The 16,374-nt window shown below is 54.9% G+C and carries 19 protein-coding genes; 14 read left to right on the top strand and 5 right to left on the bottom strand.

Annotated elements, in window-relative coordinates:
• The first annotated feature begins 40 nt into the window (after positions 1 to 40).
• A complete protein-coding gene (gene truD, locus AAY24_RS07460) occupies positions 41 to 1,108 on the top strand; it encodes a tRNA pseudouridine(13) synthase TruD (protein WP_046859151.1) in 1,068 nt (355 codons plus the stop codon).
• Here the strand turns inward: truD and AAY24_RS07455 are convergent.
• Complete coding sequence (locus tag AAY24_RS07455; RefSeq protein ID WP_046859150.1) at positions 1,060 to 1,620, bottom strand: Smr/MutS family protein; 561 nt, start codon at positions 1,618 to 1,620, stop codon at positions 1,060 to 1,062. The two genes, truD and AAY24_RS07455, sit on opposite strands and share 49 nt — an antisense overlap.
• 157 nt (positions 1,621 to 1,777) lie before the next feature.
• Between AAY24_RS07455 and surE the strand changes: the two genes are divergently transcribed.
• The 6 genes from surE (at position 1,778) to AAY24_RS07425 (ending at position 6,697) form a co-directional block, all read left to right on the top strand.
• Entirely contained in the window at positions 1,778 to 2,530 is a 753-nt protein-coding gene (surE, locus tag AAY24_RS07450) for a 5'/3'-nucleotidase SurE (protein ID WP_046859149.1), read from the top strand.
• Entirely contained in the window at positions 2,527 to 3,192 is a 666-nt protein-coding gene (locus tag AAY24_RS07445; protein ID WP_046859148.1) for a protein-L-isoaspartate(D-aspartate) O-methyltransferase, read from the top strand. Before surE ends, AAY24_RS07445 begins: the two co-directional genes overlap by 4 nt.
• Positions 3,192 to 3,776 carry a YqaA family protein gene (locus tag AAY24_RS07440; RefSeq protein ID WP_046859147.1) on the top strand — a complete coding sequence of 195 codons (585 nt, stop codon included), beginning with the start codon at positions 3,192 to 3,194 and terminating at the stop codon, positions 3,774 to 3,776. Before AAY24_RS07445 ends, AAY24_RS07440 begins: the two co-directional genes overlap by 1 nt.
• A 24-nt stretch (positions 3,777 to 3,800) precedes the next feature.
• Positions 3,801 to 4,703 (top strand): peptidoglycan DD-metalloendopeptidase family protein, encoded by a 903-nt coding sequence (locus AAY24_RS07435; RefSeq protein ID WP_199930525.1) that lies wholly within the window; start codon positions 3,801 to 3,803, stop codon positions 4,701 to 4,703.
• A gap of 47 nt (positions 4,704 to 4,750) precedes the next feature.
• Complete coding sequence (rpoS, locus tag AAY24_RS07430) at positions 4,751 to 5,725, top strand: RNA polymerase sigma factor RpoS (protein ID WP_082117073.1); 975 nt, start codon at positions 4,751 to 4,753, stop codon at positions 5,723 to 5,725.
• Positions 5,726 to 5,938: 213 nt separating this feature from the next.
• Positions 5,939 to 6,697, top strand: coding sequence for a helix-turn-helix domain-containing protein (locus tag AAY24_RS07425; RefSeq protein ID WP_082117072.1), 759 nt, complete (start codon positions 5,939 to 5,941; stop codon positions 6,695 to 6,697).
• A gap of 15 nt (positions 6,698 to 6,712) precedes the next feature.
• Here AAY24_RS07425 and AAY24_RS07420 read toward each other — a convergent pair whose 3' ends face one another.
• A complete protein-coding gene (locus AAY24_RS07420; RefSeq protein ID WP_046859146.1) occupies positions 6,713 to 7,111 on the bottom strand; it encodes a SirB2 family protein in 399 nt (132 codons plus the stop codon).
• 260 nt (positions 7,112 to 7,371) lie between these two features.
• Here AAY24_RS07420 and ubiU point away from each other — a divergent pair, with 260 nt between their 5' ends.
• Entirely contained in the window at positions 7,372 to 8,367 is a 996-nt protein-coding gene (gene ubiU / locus AAY24_RS07415; protein ID WP_046859145.1) for a ubiquinone anaerobic biosynthesis protein UbiU, read from the top strand.
• Between the two features lie 15 nt (positions 8,368 to 8,382).
• A complete protein-coding gene (gene ubiV / locus AAY24_RS07410; protein WP_046859144.1) occupies positions 8,383 to 9,303 on the top strand; it encodes a ubiquinone anaerobic biosynthesis protein UbiV in 921 nt (306 codons plus the stop codon).
• Between the two features lie 34 nt (positions 9,304 to 9,337).
• Here ubiV and ubiT read toward each other — a convergent pair whose 3' ends face one another.
• Together ubiT and cysG are read right to left on the bottom strand one after the other, a co-directional pair.
• Positions 9,338 to 9,868, bottom strand: coding sequence for a ubiquinone anaerobic biosynthesis accessory factor UbiT (gene ubiT / locus AAY24_RS07405; RefSeq protein WP_046859143.1), 531 nt, complete (start codon positions 9,866 to 9,868; stop codon positions 9,338 to 9,340).
• 91 nt (positions 9,869 to 9,959) lie between these two features.
• Positions 9,960 to 11,393 carry a siroheme synthase CysG gene (cysG, locus tag AAY24_RS07400; protein ID WP_046859142.1) on the bottom strand — a complete coding sequence of 478 codons (1,434 nt, stop codon included), beginning with the start codon at positions 11,391 to 11,393 and terminating at the stop codon, positions 9,960 to 9,962.
• Between the two features lie 176 nt (positions 11,394 to 11,569).
• On the opposite strand from cysG, the gene AAY24_RS07395 reads away from it, so the two are divergent.
• From AAY24_RS07395 to dsrE2, 3 genes are all read left to right on the top strand, one after another.
• Positions 11,570 to 11,890, top strand: coding sequence for a rhodanese-like domain-containing protein (locus tag AAY24_RS07395; protein ID WP_046859141.1), 321 nt, complete (start codon positions 11,570 to 11,572; stop codon positions 11,888 to 11,890).
• Positions 11,891 to 11,993: 103 nt separating this feature from the next.
• Entirely contained in the window at positions 11,994 to 12,224 is a 231-nt protein-coding gene (locus tag AAY24_RS07390; RefSeq protein WP_046859140.1) for a sulfurtransferase TusA family protein, read from the top strand.
• A gap of 44 nt (positions 12,225 to 12,268) precedes the next feature.
• Complete coding sequence (dsrE2, locus tag AAY24_RS07385) at positions 12,269 to 12,748, top strand: sulfur carrier protein DsrE2 (protein WP_046859139.1); 480 nt, start codon at positions 12,269 to 12,271, stop codon at positions 12,746 to 12,748.
• 134 nt (positions 12,749 to 12,882) lie between these two features.
• Here dsrE2 and AAY24_RS07380 read toward each other — a convergent pair whose 3' ends face one another.
• Entirely contained in the window at positions 12,883 to 14,109 is a 1,227-nt protein-coding gene (locus tag AAY24_RS07380; RefSeq protein WP_046859138.1) for an OmpP1/FadL family transporter, read from the bottom strand.
• Between the two features lie 380 nt (positions 14,110 to 14,489).
• On the opposite strand from AAY24_RS07380, the gene AAY24_RS07375 reads away from it, so the two are divergent.
• Positions 14,490 to 15,317, top strand: a complete 828-nt coding sequence (locus AAY24_RS07375; protein WP_199930524.1) for a hypothetical protein — start codon at positions 14,490 to 14,492, stop codon at positions 15,315 to 15,317.
• A 142-nt stretch (positions 15,318 to 15,459) separates the two neighbouring features.
• On the top strand, positions 15,460 to 16,374 hold the full coding sequence (locus AAY24_RS07370; protein WP_046859137.1) for a selenium metabolism-associated LysR family transcriptional regulator: 915 nt from the start codon (positions 15,460 to 15,462) through the stop codon (positions 16,372 to 16,374).

Raw genomic sequence — 16,374 nt, 5'->3', positions numbered from 1 at the left:
TTGGGTTAGAATAACCGCTTTCCAACAACCCGGACTTCCCGTGACCGAACAAGACAACAGGCTTCTGCCTTTCGCCAATGGTACCCCCCGGTGTTCCGGCCTTATCCGTTCCATTCCCGAGGACTTCATGGTTGATGAGATCCCGCTGGTGGAGCCGGATGGTGAGGGGGAGCATCGGCTGCTGCATGTGGAGAAGCGCAACAGCAATACCGCCTGGGTAGCGGGCCAGTTGGCCCGTCTGGCCGGGGTATCCCGGATGGATGTCAGTTATGCCGGTTTGAAGGATCGACACGCCCTGACCCGACAGTGGTTCTCGGTGCGCCTGGCGGGTAAGCCGGAGCCCGATTGGAGTGCGCTTGAGTCGCCGGAATTCCAGGTCCTTGAGAGTGTCCGGCATAGTCGCAAACTCCGGGTTGGTGCGCTCAAGGGCAACCGCTTCAGAATCCGGATCAGGGCGCTGGAGGGTGATACTAAGGCGTTACAGAGCACCCTGGAGACCATTCGCCGGGAGGGGGTTCCCAACTACTTTGGCGAGCAGCGGTTCGGCACGGATGATGCCAACCTGCGATCCGCCCGCGCCCTGTTCAACGGGGAGTTGAAACGGGTCAAACGGGACAAACGGGGATTCTACCTCTCCGCCGTTCGCGCACTGCTGTTCAACAAGGTGCTGGCCGCCCGGGTTGAGGCGGGCAACTGGAACCGACCCCTGAAGGGAGAGCGGATGATGCTGGCCGGTACCCGCAGCAGTTTTGCGGCGCCCAGCCCGGATGATGAGATCATGGAACGCCTGGAGCGTATGGATATCCATCTCTCCGGTCCCCTGTGGGGACGTGGTGAGCGCATGGTGTCGGGAGAAGTGGCGGCACTGGAATCGGCACTGCTGGAGCCGGAACAGTTCTGGTGTGAAGGACTGGAGCGTTTCGGACTGCAGATGGAGCGGCGTGCGCTGCGCATCGCAGTAAGTGATCTGACCTGGAATCAGCGGGATGACCTGCTGGAGCTCGATTTCCGTCTGCCCAAAGGGTGTTTTGCCACGGCCTTGTTACGGGAGTGCGTTGACTATCGCGACGCCTCTTCCCTGAAGCCTTTCCGCGAGAGCAGCACATAGGCCGCACCGGTGCCCCCGTCAAACCGGGGCGCGGAACAGAAGGCCAGTACTTCGTGGCGCTGACGTAACCACTGGTTGATTTTCTGTTTCAACACCGGCTGGCGGTCTTCCGAGCGGTAGCCTTTGCCATGAATGATCTGCACCACCCGTAGACGATAGCGGATGGCATGGGTCAGAAAGCCCGCCAGCTCCCGACGTGCTTCCACCACCCGGAGTCCATGCAGATCAAGCATATCCTCGGGCGGGATTTTGCCCCGGCGCAGATCCTGAAACAGCCGTTGCTGAACACCGGGGCGGACAAACTCCAGTTCCTCGCCCGTTTCGATATTGAGATCGATGAATTCATCACTCAACTCATCGCCGGTTGCTTTCGGATTGGGCGGCAGCGGGACCGGTTTCAGACCGGGTTTGTAGGGGGTGGTTTTGTCGTGTTGATGTGGCACGGCATCTTCCATCGCCTGTTGAAACAGGAGATCGATATCATCCCCGTCTTTTTGCTCATGGTCACTCATACCGGGGGGGAGTATATCATTCCGGGATCAATTGAACCGCAATCCTGCCGTTAGATAACGGAAGAGGTGATCCTGCATCGTGTTGCAGGTCGAGTAGTTGCACTATTTCCAGTATAGTTTGATCTTTAAACCCGAGTACCTGGCGTGTTGATTTCGTATGAAAATATTGTTGAGTAACGATGATGGCTACCTGGCTCCCGGCCTGAAAATGCTGGCCGAGGAGCTGTCCGGACTGGCAGAGATTACCGTGGTGGCCCCGGAGCGGAATCGTAGCGGGGCCAGCAACTCCCTGACCCTGGAATATCCTATCCGGGCCGAGATGGCGGATAATGGATTTATACGGGTCGACGGTACGCCCACTGACTGCGTCCACCTGGCCATCACCGGGCTGCTGGAGGATGAACCGGATATGGTGATCGCCGGCATCAACGCCGGGGCCAACCTGGGTGATGATGTGCTCTATTCCGGCACCGTGGCTGCCGCCACCGAGGGCCGGTTCCTTGGTTTACCGGCCATAGCGCTATCCATGAACGCCCACGATCCGCTCTATTTCGAGACCGGAGCACGGGTCGCCAGGGAACTGGTGGAGCACCTCCAGGCCAATCCTCTCGCATCGGACACCATTATCAATGTCAATATCCCCGATCTGCCCTACGAGGCGTTGAAAGGCTACCAGGTGACCCGTCTCGGTCATCGTCATCGGGCCGAACCGGTGGTGCGGGATACCGATCCCCGTGGTAGAACGATCTACTGGGTCGGGCCCGCCGGACTGGAACAGGATGCCGGCCAGGGGACCGATTTTCATGCGGTCAGGGAGGGCTATGTCTCCGTCACCCCGCTCCAGGTTGATCTGACCCGATACAGCGATATCGACCGGCTCGGGGAGTGGCTGGGCAGGATAGGTCAATGAGCAGTTCGCTACATCGCGGTATTGGCATGACTTCACAGCGGACCCGGGAGCGCCTGGTGCAGCGCCTGCGGGATGAGGGCATCGCCAATCAGGCAGTGCTGGAAGCAATCCGTAATACCCCACGGCACATCTTTGTGGAAGAGGCCCTGGCCAGTCGCGCCTACGAGGATACAGCCCTGCCGATCGGGCAGGGGCAGACCATCTCCCAGCCTTTCATCGTCGCCCGGATGACCGAGTTGCTGCTGGAAGGGACAGGGCCCATGGAGACGGTGCTGGAGATCGGTACCGGTTCGGGGTATCAGACAGCCATCCTGTCCAGGCTGGTAAAGCGGGTCTATAGCGTTGAGCGGATCAAATCGCTCCAGTTACAGGCCAGGAAACGCTTTCAGGAGCTGCATATCCGCAATATTCGCCTGCACCATCGGGATGGCGGCATGGGGCTGCCGGAATATGCCCCCTTCGATGGCATACTGGTTACGGCGGCGCCCGAGGGTATTCCCCGGGCGCTGGTGGATCAGCTGCGTGTTGGGGGGGTCATGATCCTGCCCATCGGCAATCGTTCCGAGCAGGTGCTGGTGAGGGTGACCAGAACCCGTACCGGCTATGACAAGGAGTTACTGGAACAGGTGGTCTTTGTACCCCTGTTAGGGGGAACACTTTAATGAAGCTCTTTTCCTGGCTCTATGCCCGGGTGCTGGACTGGTCGCGACACCGCCATGCCCCGCGTTACCTGGCCGGACTCAGTTTTGCGGAATCCTCTTTCTTTCCGATCCCGCCGGATGTGATGCTGGCCCCCATGACCCTGGCTAATCCGGCCAAGGCCTGGAATCTGGCCTCCCTGACGACCATTGCCTCAGTGCTGGGTGGCTTGCTGGGGTACCTGATCGGCATGTTCGCTTTTGAACTGATTGAGCCCCTGCTCAAGGATGCCGGTTACTATCCGAAGTATATTCAGGTGCGAGGCTGGTTCGATGAGTGGGGGTTCTGGGCGATCTTCCTGGCCGGATTCTCACCCATACCTTACAAACTCTTCACCATCTCTGCCGGTGTCATCTCCATGGCACTGCTGCCGTTCATCCTGGCGTCAGCGATCGGACGAGGTGCCCGGTTCTTCATGGTGGCCGGGCTGATGGCCTGGGGAGGGGAACGTATGGAGGCGACACTGCACAAGTATGTTGATCGGATTGGCTGGGCTATGGTGGTGGTGCTCGGCCTGACCATTGCCGGGGTGAAATTGTACGGATAGCCCGTTATAGGGGAAGTGGTGATATTGGCAGGTAAAGCGCGTGGCAAGATGATAGCGGTCCGGGCCAATGACAGCGGAGCCAGGCGTTTTCCCCTGTGGCTTATCTCCCGCAAAGAGCGACTGCTGACCACCGGACTGGTAGTGTTGCTACTGATCGGCGATCTGGCGGGTTGCAGTGCACCGGTGCGGGCGCCGGTTGTATCCCGCGAACAACCGTCCTCCCAGCCGCAGCGGAGTAGCAGACCCACCGTCTACCGGGTCCAAAAAGGGGACACTCTCTACTCCATCGCCTGGCGTTTTGGCATCGATTACCGCTCTGTGGCGAGCTGGAACGGCATTCGTTCTCCCTATATTATCTATCCGGGGCAGCGGTTGCGCCTGACGCGCCCGGTGCAGAAACGGGTAGCCAAATCTGCTACGGTCAAAACCCCACAAACCAAAGGTGCCGCGACCAAGAAGAAACCGGTAGTATCTGTTAAGCAGGTATCCCAATCGGCTAAAAAGAAGGTATCATCAAGCCAGAGTAAAGGGAAAATAGTTAATAATAGCTCTGAGTTGCGCTGGTTATGGCCTACGGATGGTACAGTGGTGCAGCGTTTCGTGAAGGGTGATCCGGTAAAGAAGGGCGTCAAAATCAAGGGGCGCTACGGTGCATCAGTCAAGGCGGCAGAGACAGGGAAGGTTGTATATGCTGGAAGTGGACTGATCGGCTACGGACGGCTCGTTATTATAAAACATAATAAAAATTATCTAAGTGCTTATGGTCACAATAAAAAAATCCATGTTAAAGAGGGAGATACGGTCAAGAAGGGAAGGCGTATCGCAGAAATGGGCAACGATGGAAACGGAAAGCCCATGCTTCATTTTGAAATCAGACGCAATGGAGCGCCTGTTGATCCTCTGAAGCTGCTGCCACGCCGTCCATAGTTCTGCAGGTGGTCATATCCATCAGGATGTGCACAAGGAGGATTTAAATGGTCAAACGGCAGTCGGGTAATAAAAGCGAGGATGACAGCAGTCTTACTAATTCCCGGGGGGGAACAAACCGGGTAAAACGTACCAAGAACAGGGATATATCGGTAGTTGCTGAAACTGAGAGTACCTCCGGTCAGGTATCCCAGATGGATGCAACCCGGCTCTATCTGAGCGAAATTGGCGCCTCAAAGCTGTTAACAGCAGAAGAGGAGGTGACCCTGGCCAGGCAGGCGCAGAAAGGTGATGTCTCCGCCCGTCAGCACATGATAGAGAGCAATCTGCGCCTGGTGGTGAAGATTGCACGACGTTACATGAACCGTGGTCTGGCGCTGCTGGATCTGATCGAAGAGGGTAATCTCGGTCTGATTCGGGCAGTGGAGAAGTTTGATCCGGAGCGGGGCTTCCGCTTTTCCACCTACGCCACCTGGTGGATAAGACAGACCATTGAGCGGGCGATCATGAATCAGACCCGCACCATCCGTTTACCCATCCACGTTGTCAAAGAGATCAATGTCTATCTGCGGGCGGCCCGAAAACTGACCCAGATGCTCGATCATGAACCGACGGCGGATGAGATTGCCGAACTGCTCGATAAGCCCATTGATGAAGTGAAGCATATGCTGGGTCTGAACGAACGGATCACCTCTGTTGACACACCCTATGGCAAGAACGCCGATAAACCCCTGCTGGATACGATTCCCGACGTCCAGTCTGAAGATCCGTCCGACAGCCTCCAGGCCGAGGGTATGACGGCTAATCTGGACGAGTGGCTTGATAAGCTGAACGATAAGCAACGGGAAGTGGTTGAGCGGCGCTTTGGTCTGCACGGGTATGAAAATGCCACTCTGGAGCAGGTCGCCAACGAATTGGGGGTGACCCGGGAGCGGGTCCGGCAGATTCAGATGGATGCCCTGAAACGGCTGCGTGGAATTCTGGAAAAGGATGGGTTTTCTGTAGAAGCACTATTCAAGTAGGCAAGGTCTGCGATGTTTTTCAGCGATTGGCCCCTCTCCCTGGAAATTTCTATCCGGGAGACCGGGGCTATTCGTCAAGTGTGGTGATTCCCGGTAATCTTCAACGGTTATTCCTGACCAATTTGGGCGGGATAATGAACATTGTTGCTATAAACGGTATATTAGGGTATCCGACAGGAGATGCATTCAACCACCGGTGATTGAGCCATATTGATGAACATAGTGAAAAAGCAGATTCCCCAGATTGGGCGTAGACGGGAGCCGGAGAAACCAGCACCGGGTGAAGTGGCTTGTCAGGATTGCGGTCTGGATCCGATGTGCTCCATCCTCGAGTATGCCGAGGAGGGAAGTAATGTCCCGGAAGGGGTGCTGCTCCGGCGTCGAAAGGTGGCTCGCGGTGAGACCATTTTCTTGAAAGACGATAAGTTCCGGTCGGTTTTTGCAGTCAAGTCCGGTTCATTTAAGACCTATGTTCCCAAGGCTTCGGGGCAGGATCAGGTGGTGGGATTCCACGTCATTGGTGAATTGATCGGTATGGAGGGGCTATCCGGTCTGCGCTACCCCTATACAGCCAGAGCACTGCAGGACAGCAGTGTATGTGAACTGAGAATGGAATCGCTTGCGGATACCGGCTATCTGTTGGAAGAGCTGCAGCAGGGCATTATCAAAATGCTCAGTACGGAAGTGGCATTCAATCACCAATTGATCACGACCCTGATCCATCAGAGTGCTGATCAGCGCCTGGCTGGATTTCTGCTTAACCTGACGCGGCGGCTTCGTGCCCGTGGCATGCGCCAGTTGGAGTTCCAGATCGGCATGTCGAGAAGTGATATTGGCAGTTATTTAGGCTTGGCCAGTGAGACAGTCAGTCGCGTATTTACCCGTTTCCAGAAGAGTGGGCTGATACAGCTACGCCATAAACGTCTGCGCCTGCTGGATCTGGAGGGGTTGCGTGAGATCGCCGAGCATTAAGTGAATTGATGCCGGCTAACTGAGCAGATACTTCCAGGGTTGTGGCGTCCGGGTAAGGGCAACCGCCACGATATAACTGACCGTAAGCAGCGCCAGCAGACCGAACAGCACCCGGTTACTCCTTGATCTGGCCCATTTAAAGGCGAACATCCCAAATATTATGTAGAGCAACAGGGCCGCCAGTTTGGCTGTCAGCCAGGGGGCTGCGATCGGGTACTGTCGGCTCATCACCGCCAGAGCTATGCCTGCGAGCAGCAGCAGGGTGTCGTTGATCTGGGATATCAGCCGCACCCAACGATGATTAAACAGTCGTGACCGGTTCAGCATCCACACAAAGCGCAGTGTGAAAAAGCCGATAGTGAAGGTCACTGTGCTGATGTGCAGCGTTTTTATCCAGTAGTAGATCATAATCATGATTGCCGGCCGCCAGTGCCGGGCAGCATACCGTTATCTGGCGACCGGGCCAAGGTGATGGGATTAACAACAGAAATATGGTCTAAACCCGTACGATTTAAGGGTTGTTAATAAGGCGTCGGAGCGGGGATAATTAGCCCACAAATAGATGGGTAATATTGCTGTGTGAAAGCTGCGGATCGATGCATGGCGAGTGTGTCGATCATCACCTCAGCGGCATTGATCCTGTCCCGTTCCACCCTGCCCGAGTGACTAAATCGATGGAATTAGTATGCCCAGCCGGTAATCTGCCTTCTCTTAAAGCCGCAGTCGACAACGGTGCCGATGCAGTCTATTTCGGTTTTCGTGATGACACCAACGCACGTCATTTTGCCGGCCTCAATTTTGGTCCAGCCAAGATAGCAGAAGGTATTGCTTATGCCCGCCAACGCGGGGTCAGGGTGTTTCTCGCGCTGAACACCTATCCTCAACCGGATGGTTGGAGCCGCTGGCAAAACGCGGTGGATCAGGCCGCGGAACTGGGGGTTGATGCAATGATCGCAGCAGACATCGGTGTGCTCGACTATGCCGCCAACCGCTATCCTGAACTGAACCTGCATCTCTCGGTGCAGGGCTCTGCCACCAATTATGAAGCGCTGCAGTTCTACAAAGATAACTTTGGTATCCGTCGGGCTGTTCTGCCCCGGGTACTCTCCCTGGCCCAGGTTCAACACGTGGTCAACCACAGTCCGGTGGAGATCGAGGTGTTCGGATTCGGTAGCCTCTGTGTCATGGTGGAGGGGCGCTGTATTCTCTCATCCTATGCAACCGGCCGATCCCCCAATACCTACGGCGCCTGTTCGCCAGCCAGCCATGTGGAGTGGCGGGAGACTGCGGACGGCCTGGAGACCCGATTGGGTGGGGTGCTGATTGATCGTTTTGCCAAAGGGGAGAATGCGGGCTATCCAACCCTCTGTAAGGGAAGCTTCAGTGTGGGGGGTAATACCTACCATGCCATGGAGGAGCCAACCAGTCTCAATACCCTGGAACTGCTGCCTCAACTGCAGGCGTCCGGTATTGCCGCCATCAAGATCGAGGGGCGCCAGCGCAGCCCGGTTTACGTGCAGCAGGTGACTAGGGTCTGGCGTGCTGCGCTGGATGCCTGTCAACGGGATCCGGATAACTATCGGCCGCAGGCGGAATGGATGGCTGAACTCGGCAAGGTATCGGAAGGGACGCAAACCACTCTTGGCGCTTATAGTCGCCCCTGGCAGTAAAAGGTCTCTGACATTATGAATAAACAGCCGAAACTCTCCCTTGGACCGGTGCTTTATTACTGGGCCAAAGACCAGTTGCTTGAATTCTATGAAGAGATGGCAGCCTCGCCGGTGGATATTATCTATCTTGGGGAGACCGTCTGCTCGAAGCGCAGCCTGATGCGGACGGATGACTGGTTTGCATTGGCGGAGCGACTGACTGAGGCCGGCAAGGAGGTGGTGTTTTCCACGCTGGCGTTGTTGGAAGCTGAGTCAGAACTGAAGCGCTTGCGTCGACTGTGCGAAAACGGCAGGCACATGGTGGAGGCCAACGACATGGGGGCGGTGCAACTGATGCGCGGAAAGCCGTTTGTTGCCGGCCACAGTGTGAATATCTACAACGACAGGACCCTGGCGTTATTGGCCAGGCAAGGGCTTAAGCGTTGGGTGTTTCCGGTTGAACTGTCCAGGGAGACACTTAAGAGCATGCAGTCGTCACGGCCCGAGGGTGTGGAGACCGAGTTGTTCGCCTTTGGCCGCTTGCCACTGGCCTACTCGGCCCGCTGCTTTACCGCCCGTGCCTTTAACCTGCCGAAAGACGATTGCCAGTATCGCTGTCTCGATTTTCCCGATGGATTGACCCTGTCAGCCCAGGACGATACCCGTTTCCTTGCCCTGAACGGTATTCAGACCCAGTCCGCCCACACCTTCAATCTGTTGCCTGATCTGGATCAGGTGCGGGAGTTGGATGTGGATGTGTTGCGCATCAGTCCCCAGGCCAATCATACAGCCAAGGTGATTGAACTGTTCAGCGGCTGCCTGAAGGGAGAAATCGAGCGGGAAGCCGCTGTTACCCGGTTGGAGCGACTGGTGCCGGTTGGCTCATGTAATGGTTACTGGCACGGAGACGCAGGGATGGAGAACCGCGCCCAGGCGGCTGCCAGGGCGTTGCTGTAACGTCACTGTTATATCCCGGTTGGAATTGAGCGCCTCAGTTACGTCTGCCCAGTCCTGGGAACGGCAGGCGGGGTTTGGGCAGGCTTGAGATCTGTCCAATCAGGGAGGTGACCCCATTCATCAGTTTGATAAACGGCCCGATCCGGCCTTCGAGCTCCAGTGCATCGAGGAAGTTTTTGACATAGAGTCCCAACTCCGTGTCCCCTCCGAGTCTTAGGCGGCGATTAAAAAACAGGGTATCAGCATCTTCACGTCGGGTGGCAAGTAGCAGAAAATCGTAAATGGATCCCTCGATGCTCAGGTCGTGCGGTCGATTGGCTTCGGCCGCAGCCAGCTGACCATCCCGAAGAGTGATGCAGAAGTGGAGTCTGGCATCCACCACGTCTACGCGCATCACTTTGCCGTCCAGAAAGTCCAGTTCACCATCAGCCAATTCCGGACCAAACAGTTTATTCAGCACTTTGACAATGGCATGGCTGTAGGTGGTGCCGGGGACCAGACTCAAAGGCAGTGCCAGCGGAGCGGGCAGGGAGGGGTTATCCGGTGTGATGGTTACGTTATTCATGGGTTTGCCTTTATGTCAAAGTGAACATGGGGGTCGATGATCAGGATGAAGCCACCATCTACCAATAAATCGACCATATCCACCGATTCTCCTATCCACTGACCGGGCCGGCGGGGGAGGTGGCGCCGGTGCGGGGCACTTTCGGTGATTTATACCAACTCAGTTTCTCCTGGAGTTGGACTACCTCGCCTACAATGATCAGGGTCGGTGGTTGGGGTTGTTCCCGGTCGACAATTGCCTGGATGGTGTCCAGGGTAGCGGTGAACACCCGCTGCTTCTCCGTAGTGCCCTGTTGGATTAGGGCAATGGGCATATCCGGTGATACGCCGTGCTCAATCAGTTTCTTAACAATCACCGGCAGGCCGACCAGTCCCATGTAGAACACCACGGTCTGATTTGGCTGGGCGAGTTGGCTCCAGTTGAGATTGATGGAGCCATCTTTCAGATGGCCGGTGACGAAGGTCACGGATTGTGCGAAATCCCGGTGCGTCAGGGGAATGCCGGAATAGGCGGCACAGCCGGATGCGGCGGTAATGGCCGGGACCACCTGGAAGGGCACGCCTTCGGCGGAAAGAGTATCGATTTCCTCGCCACCGCGTCCGAATATGAACGGGTCACCCCCTTTCAGTCGAACCACCCGCTTACCCTGTTTGGCCAGATCCACCAGCAACTGGTTGATCTCCTCCTGGCGCATGGCGTGGTGATCCCGCTCTTTACCTACGTAGACCCGCTCCGCATCGCGTCGGGTCATCTCCAATACGGGCGCCGCGACCAGTCGGTCGTAAACTACCACATCCGCCTGCTGCATCAGTCGCAGGGCACGGAAGGTGAGCAGATCGGGATCACCCGGCCCGCCGCCAACCAGATAGACTTCTCCCATGACCTTACCTGGCTGGTCGTCCGTTAGCGCCCGTTCCATGGCGGCATCGGCCTCCTCAATATGCCCGGAAAAGACCCGTTCAGCCACGCCGCTCTGTAACACTTTTTCCCAGAACAGCCGGCGATCGGTGGCGTTCTGAAAGCGTGCTTTGACTTTATCCCGAAAGCGATTGGCCAGTTCGGCCAGTCGTCCGTAACCGGCTGGAATCAGTGTCTCCAGGCGGCTGCGGATCAGGCGGGCCAGGATCGGGGATGCCCCCCCGGTTGAAACAGCAGCCACGACCGGAGAGCGGTCAATAATCGACGGCGTGATGAATGTGCAGAGGTCGGGTTGATCCACTACATTGACCGGCAGGTGTCGCCGCTTGGCCTCTTCGGAAACCTGTTGGTTTACCAGCAGATTATCGGTGGCAGCTATGACCAGATGGGCATCATCCAGATCTTCCCGCTGGAATTCCCGGGCAAGGTGTTCAATCAGCCCCTTTTCAACGGCATCCTGTAACTCGGTACACAGTTCGGGGGAGACAACCCGGATTTTGCCCTGCGCTTTCAGCAGCAGGGTTACTTTGCGGGCAGCTACACTGCCACCGCCAACCACCAGGCTCGTTCTGTTTTTTATATCGAGAAAAATAGGAAAAAAATCCATTAGTTACCTTCTCTAGCGTTTTTTTGAGCCCGCGAGTTTGAGCACGCTTTTTATGCAATGTGGCGGAACTCTATCATGTGGTCTTGGGTGGAACAATAACCACCCCCGGCTTGTATATATTAGTAATTCTATAATATACTAAAGAACTAGGTTAATCATTATTTCAGAGTGTGTGCGTGGTCAAAGAGATCAACTCCCAGGAACTTCAAAGCAGACTTGCTGCTAATGAGGAGCTTTATCTGCTGGATATTCGCAGTGAAGCGGAAGTGGTGGCCGGTGTGCTGCCGAACTCAACTCACCTGCCGATGCATCTTATCCCGCTGAAAATCGCTGAACTCTCTGCGGACAAGGATATTGTCCTCTACTGTCGCAGTGGTGCCCGCTCCTATCATGCCTGTCAGTATCTGATGCAGCAGGGCTTTGATAATGTGATTAATCTGCGTGGTGGGATCATCGATTGGGCGCGCCACGGTTATCAGCTGGTTGCCTACGGCTGATTAACACCCCCTCGATCGGCAAGGACTTGCGTTTGAGCGAGGATTAGAATATAAGATATGACTGATTTTAATACAATCGAACATAATAATCTGGAGGTTTTACATGGCTGATTTTGATGATGAATTGGATGCGAGCGGATTGAACTGCCCACTGCCTATTCTGCGTGCTAAGAAGAGTCTGACGGCAATGGATGCAGGCAAGGTTCTGCACATTATCGCTACCGATCCCGGTTCAGTTAAAGATTTCGAGGCCTTCTCCAAGCAGACCGGCAACGAACTGCTGGAGTCCCGTGAAGAAGGCGGCAAGTTCCACTTCCTGATCAAAAAGTCCTGATCCGGCGATTCGGATAACAAACTGATCCACTGGAGGATATTCAGATGGAAACGAAAAAATTAGCCATTATTGCCACCAAGGGGTCACTGGATTGGGCTTATCCGCCTTTCATCCTTTCGTCGACTGCTGCGGCGCTTGGTTATGAAGTGGAGATCTTCTTTACCTTCTATGGTCTTCAGTTGCTGCGCAAGAAGCTGGATCTGCAGGTAACGCCTTTGGGCAATCCGGGCATGCCGATGCCGTTGGGTATGGATAAGTGGTTCCCGGTGCTGGGTACAGCACTGCCTGGCATGCAGTCGGTTATGACCATGATGATGAAAAAGAAAATGGCCGACAAGGGTGTTGCGGGGCTCGAAGAGTTGCGTGAACTCTGCCAGGAAGCGGATGTAAAGCTGATCGCGTGTCAGATGACAGTGGATCTGTTTGATATGGACAGTGCGGATTTCATCGATAATATCGAATATGCGGGTGCGGCCCGATTCTTCGAATTTGCCGGTGAGAGCGATATCTGCCTCTATATCTGAAGCAGCTGTTGTGAAATAAAAAAGGGCCGCTCCGGTAACGGGGACGGCCCTTTTTTCATGTGTACAGTGTCAGGCAAAAAAAATACCGGGGTTTCATCCCCGGTATTTTTTATCTACTACCGCTTTTGCCGGATCTAGAACTTGTACTCCATGCCGACGGTGAACAGGTAGGCCTTGGCGTTTTCGAAGGTGGCTCCACCCAATAATGTGTTCTGGGCTTCTGTGTTGACGCCGGCGGGTATGGATAGTTTGTCCTTCTGGTCATACAGCAGGGATGCGCCGATAGTCATCTTATCCGAGTATTTATACTTGGCTCCGAATGAGAAAATCTTGGCATCGGAATCCGGTAGTTCGTAGTTGACATACTTTTTGGGTACTGGCGTTTCATCATAGGCAAACCCGGCCATCAGGGTCCACTTGGGATTGAGCTGATGGGTCAGGCCGATACGATAAGTGTTGGTGTCGCTCCAGTCCTTGATTCCCGGGGTGCCAAAAACACCGTCGATGAATGGATGAATGCTGGCGGCATAGTTGAAGTCCAACTGCTTATAAGACGACCAATAGGTGCGTTCGTAGACGAACTCCACCGTGGTACGATCGTTGATATCGTAGGCGGCTGCCAGATTCAGGGCTGCTGGCGCCGGGATCTCCACGCTGGCGGGTCCAATATAATTAAGGGCGCCACCTACCCATAAATTGGCGTCCCCCTTAACCGTCAAATCGATCTTTGATCGATAGGTGGCGGCCAGTGAAAGTTGATCGGTGGCTTTGAAGTGCAGTGCCAGATTGTAGCCGTAATCGAAGGAGTCACCGCTGAGGTCGCGGGATGTACCGGCGCCGTTATCACTTTTGACCACGCCGTCGGTATAGATAATCCGTACACCGCCACCAACTGAGAATCGGTCGTTGATCCGGTAGCCGATGGTGGGATTCAGTTCCAGGGTCTCCAACGTGAACTCCTGAGCAAAGCCGGCGGCCTGACCATTCCAGCGCTTACTCAGTCCGACCGGTACCACGGCAGAGAGTCCAAAGCGGAAATCACCCATGGCTGGGCTGACATAGTGGAAAGAGGGGATGGGGATATTCTCAACCTTGGTGGAATCAGGAGCCAATGCTCCGCTGGTTAAGTCAATGCTGGTCAGGTGCGCCAGGGTCAGGTCTGCTTCCAGGCTTGCACCGGGAGCGTTATAGACCATAGCTGCCGGATTGTAATAGGAAGCATCGGCACCATGTGCATTGGCGACATAGGCAGCGGAAAGTGCCGTACTGTTAATAGAATTTTCAGGAAGTTTGTAAGCGGCCGCCATTGCCTGGCCGGTTGCTGCCAGCGAGATTGCCGAGACAAGCGCAAGTTTCTTCATTGGTTGGTTTCCCCGTAAATTTGGTCAGCGGCCTATACCGGCCAGTTGTTTAATGTTTAATCAGATCGATGATCCGGCGGTCGATACGGTTGGGGGCTGATTGCGACCTTTAATATTATTATTCTCCCAAATCTAGCATCCCGTTTTTATTTATACAACTGTTTGAAATATTCTTGTGGAGCAGGTTTTATCTTGAACGGGAAATGATCAGGATTGATGTGCTGCACAAAATCGTGCTCTGATGATACGGAGCCAGAATTGAATTGACAGATCCACAAGCTGATAGGTGCTCAATGGCGCAATACCGCATATCGCTTCAGATGATCAGAAACAGTTCGGTCTGTTTACTGATGCTTTGGTGTGTTTGGCTGGTCCCGGTAATGGCTGAGCCACTGTTGCAGCCCTATGTCCTCTCCTCTAATGCACGGGGCGACATGGTGAAAGTGGTCATTGAGTTGAAAGAGGGACTGGTTGCTGGTGGTTTTGAATTGCTAGGGGAGTACGCCCCTGAGGCGGATCGCCATGTCATCGTGGTGACCAACGATTATCTCAGGAATCTGGCGGTGGCAGAGTCAAATGCTCTGTTTGCTGTGCCGCAGCGAATCGGGATTACCCGGGTTGATGGTCGTGTGCAGGTGGCCTATACCAATCCGGTTTATCAAAAATACGCCTACAGGATAAAGGGGGACCTGGAACCGGTGCGCTTGCAGTTGAAGCGAATTCTGGGGGCACAGAAGACTTTTGGGTCTGCTGCTGGTTTAACAATGGAAAAGCTGTCCCGTTACCAGCACGCCGTGGGGACCGAGCAGTTTGATGATTTTCTTGAACTTGGCGATTTTGGCACTCAGGCCAAGGCACTCGAAGTCCTGAAGCAGGGATTGGAGAGTGGTCGGGGGGGCGTGGTCGCCGTTTTCCAGATCCCTATTCCGGGTGAAAGGACAAGCTTGTTTGGTGTGGCGTTGGAATCGGGGATGGGTAGTGACCGGGCTGTCATCGAAACGGTGGATATACGACCACTCAAGCATACACCCCGTTTCCCGTCTCTGCTGGTGGTGCGCAGGGGCAAGGTGTACACACTTCACCCCCGTTTCAGTTTGCCATTGGATTTTCCTGATTTAGAGCGGACAGGCAGATACAGTTTTACCCGCTTGATCCGGGCTCCAGGGGCGATTCAGGCATCTCTGCATAGCCTGCTTTACGGCCCTTGATGAACTCCCCGATCCAATACGCCGATCGACTTATAAACACCCCTAAATTAGGACGTTACGATATTCTTCAATAATTGGCCTTTTCGAGGAGTTGTATGCTATAAAAAGATTTTATTACCAATCGTTTCAATGGGGATAGCACATGGCCGATCGCAGACTTCAGGTGTTTCATACCGTGGCACGGTTGCTGAGTTTCACCAAGGCGGCGGAATCGCTCCATATGACGCAGCCGGCGGTCACTTTTCAGGTCAGACAACTGGAAGACTATTTCAATACCCGCTTATTCGATCGTACCCACAACCGTATTAGTCTGACTGATGCGGGGGCTCACGTTTATGAGTATGCGGCCAGAATTTTCGAGCTTTATGCCGAGATGGAGAACTCTGTCCGGGCCATGACCGGGGAGATCAGCGGTTCCCTGACCATTGGGGCGAGTACCACCATTGCGGAATATATGCTGCCAGCCCTGCTGGGTGATTTCAAAGTGAAATACCCGGATGTGAATATCCATCTGAAAGTCTCCAATACCGAAGGTATCGTCTCCATGGTGGAGAACAACGCCATCGACCTGGGTGTGGTCGAAGCACCGGTGGCCAACAAGAATCTGGTGGTGGAGATATGCAAGGCCGATCAGTTGGTGGCCATTGTACCGCCAGGACATCCCGAGGCTGATCGAAGCACGTTGACTTATGAAGACTTGGTTAAGTACCCGTTTATCTGTCGTGAAGAGGGTTCGGGAACCCGGGAGGTAATAAATGAGTACCTCTCCAAGATCAAGGATAATGTGGATGACCTGAACATCTCGATGGAACTGGGCAGTCCCGAGGCGGTCAAGGGTGCAGTGGAGGCCGGTATGGGAATCTCGGTGGTTTCCCGGGCCACTATTCAGAAAGAGTTGAAGCTGGGCACCCTGGTGGCCATTAACCTGGAACCGGCCCTGGAAAGACCCTTCTCTTTCGTGCACCAGAAACAGAAGTTCCGGGCGCGGGTGATGGAGGAGTTGCTGGAGTTTGCCCAGAAGTATTGTGAAGAACACAAGAACGACTGTATCGACTGA

The sequence above is a fragment of the Sedimenticola thiotaurini genome (genome assembly GCF_001007875.1).
Taxonomy (GTDB): domain Bacteria; phylum Pseudomonadota; class Gammaproteobacteria; order Chromatiales; family Chromatiaceae; genus Sedimenticola; species Sedimenticola thiotaurini.
Note: the sequence above shows the minus strand (reverse complement) of the source record. Positions and strands in the feature narration are given on the sequence as shown.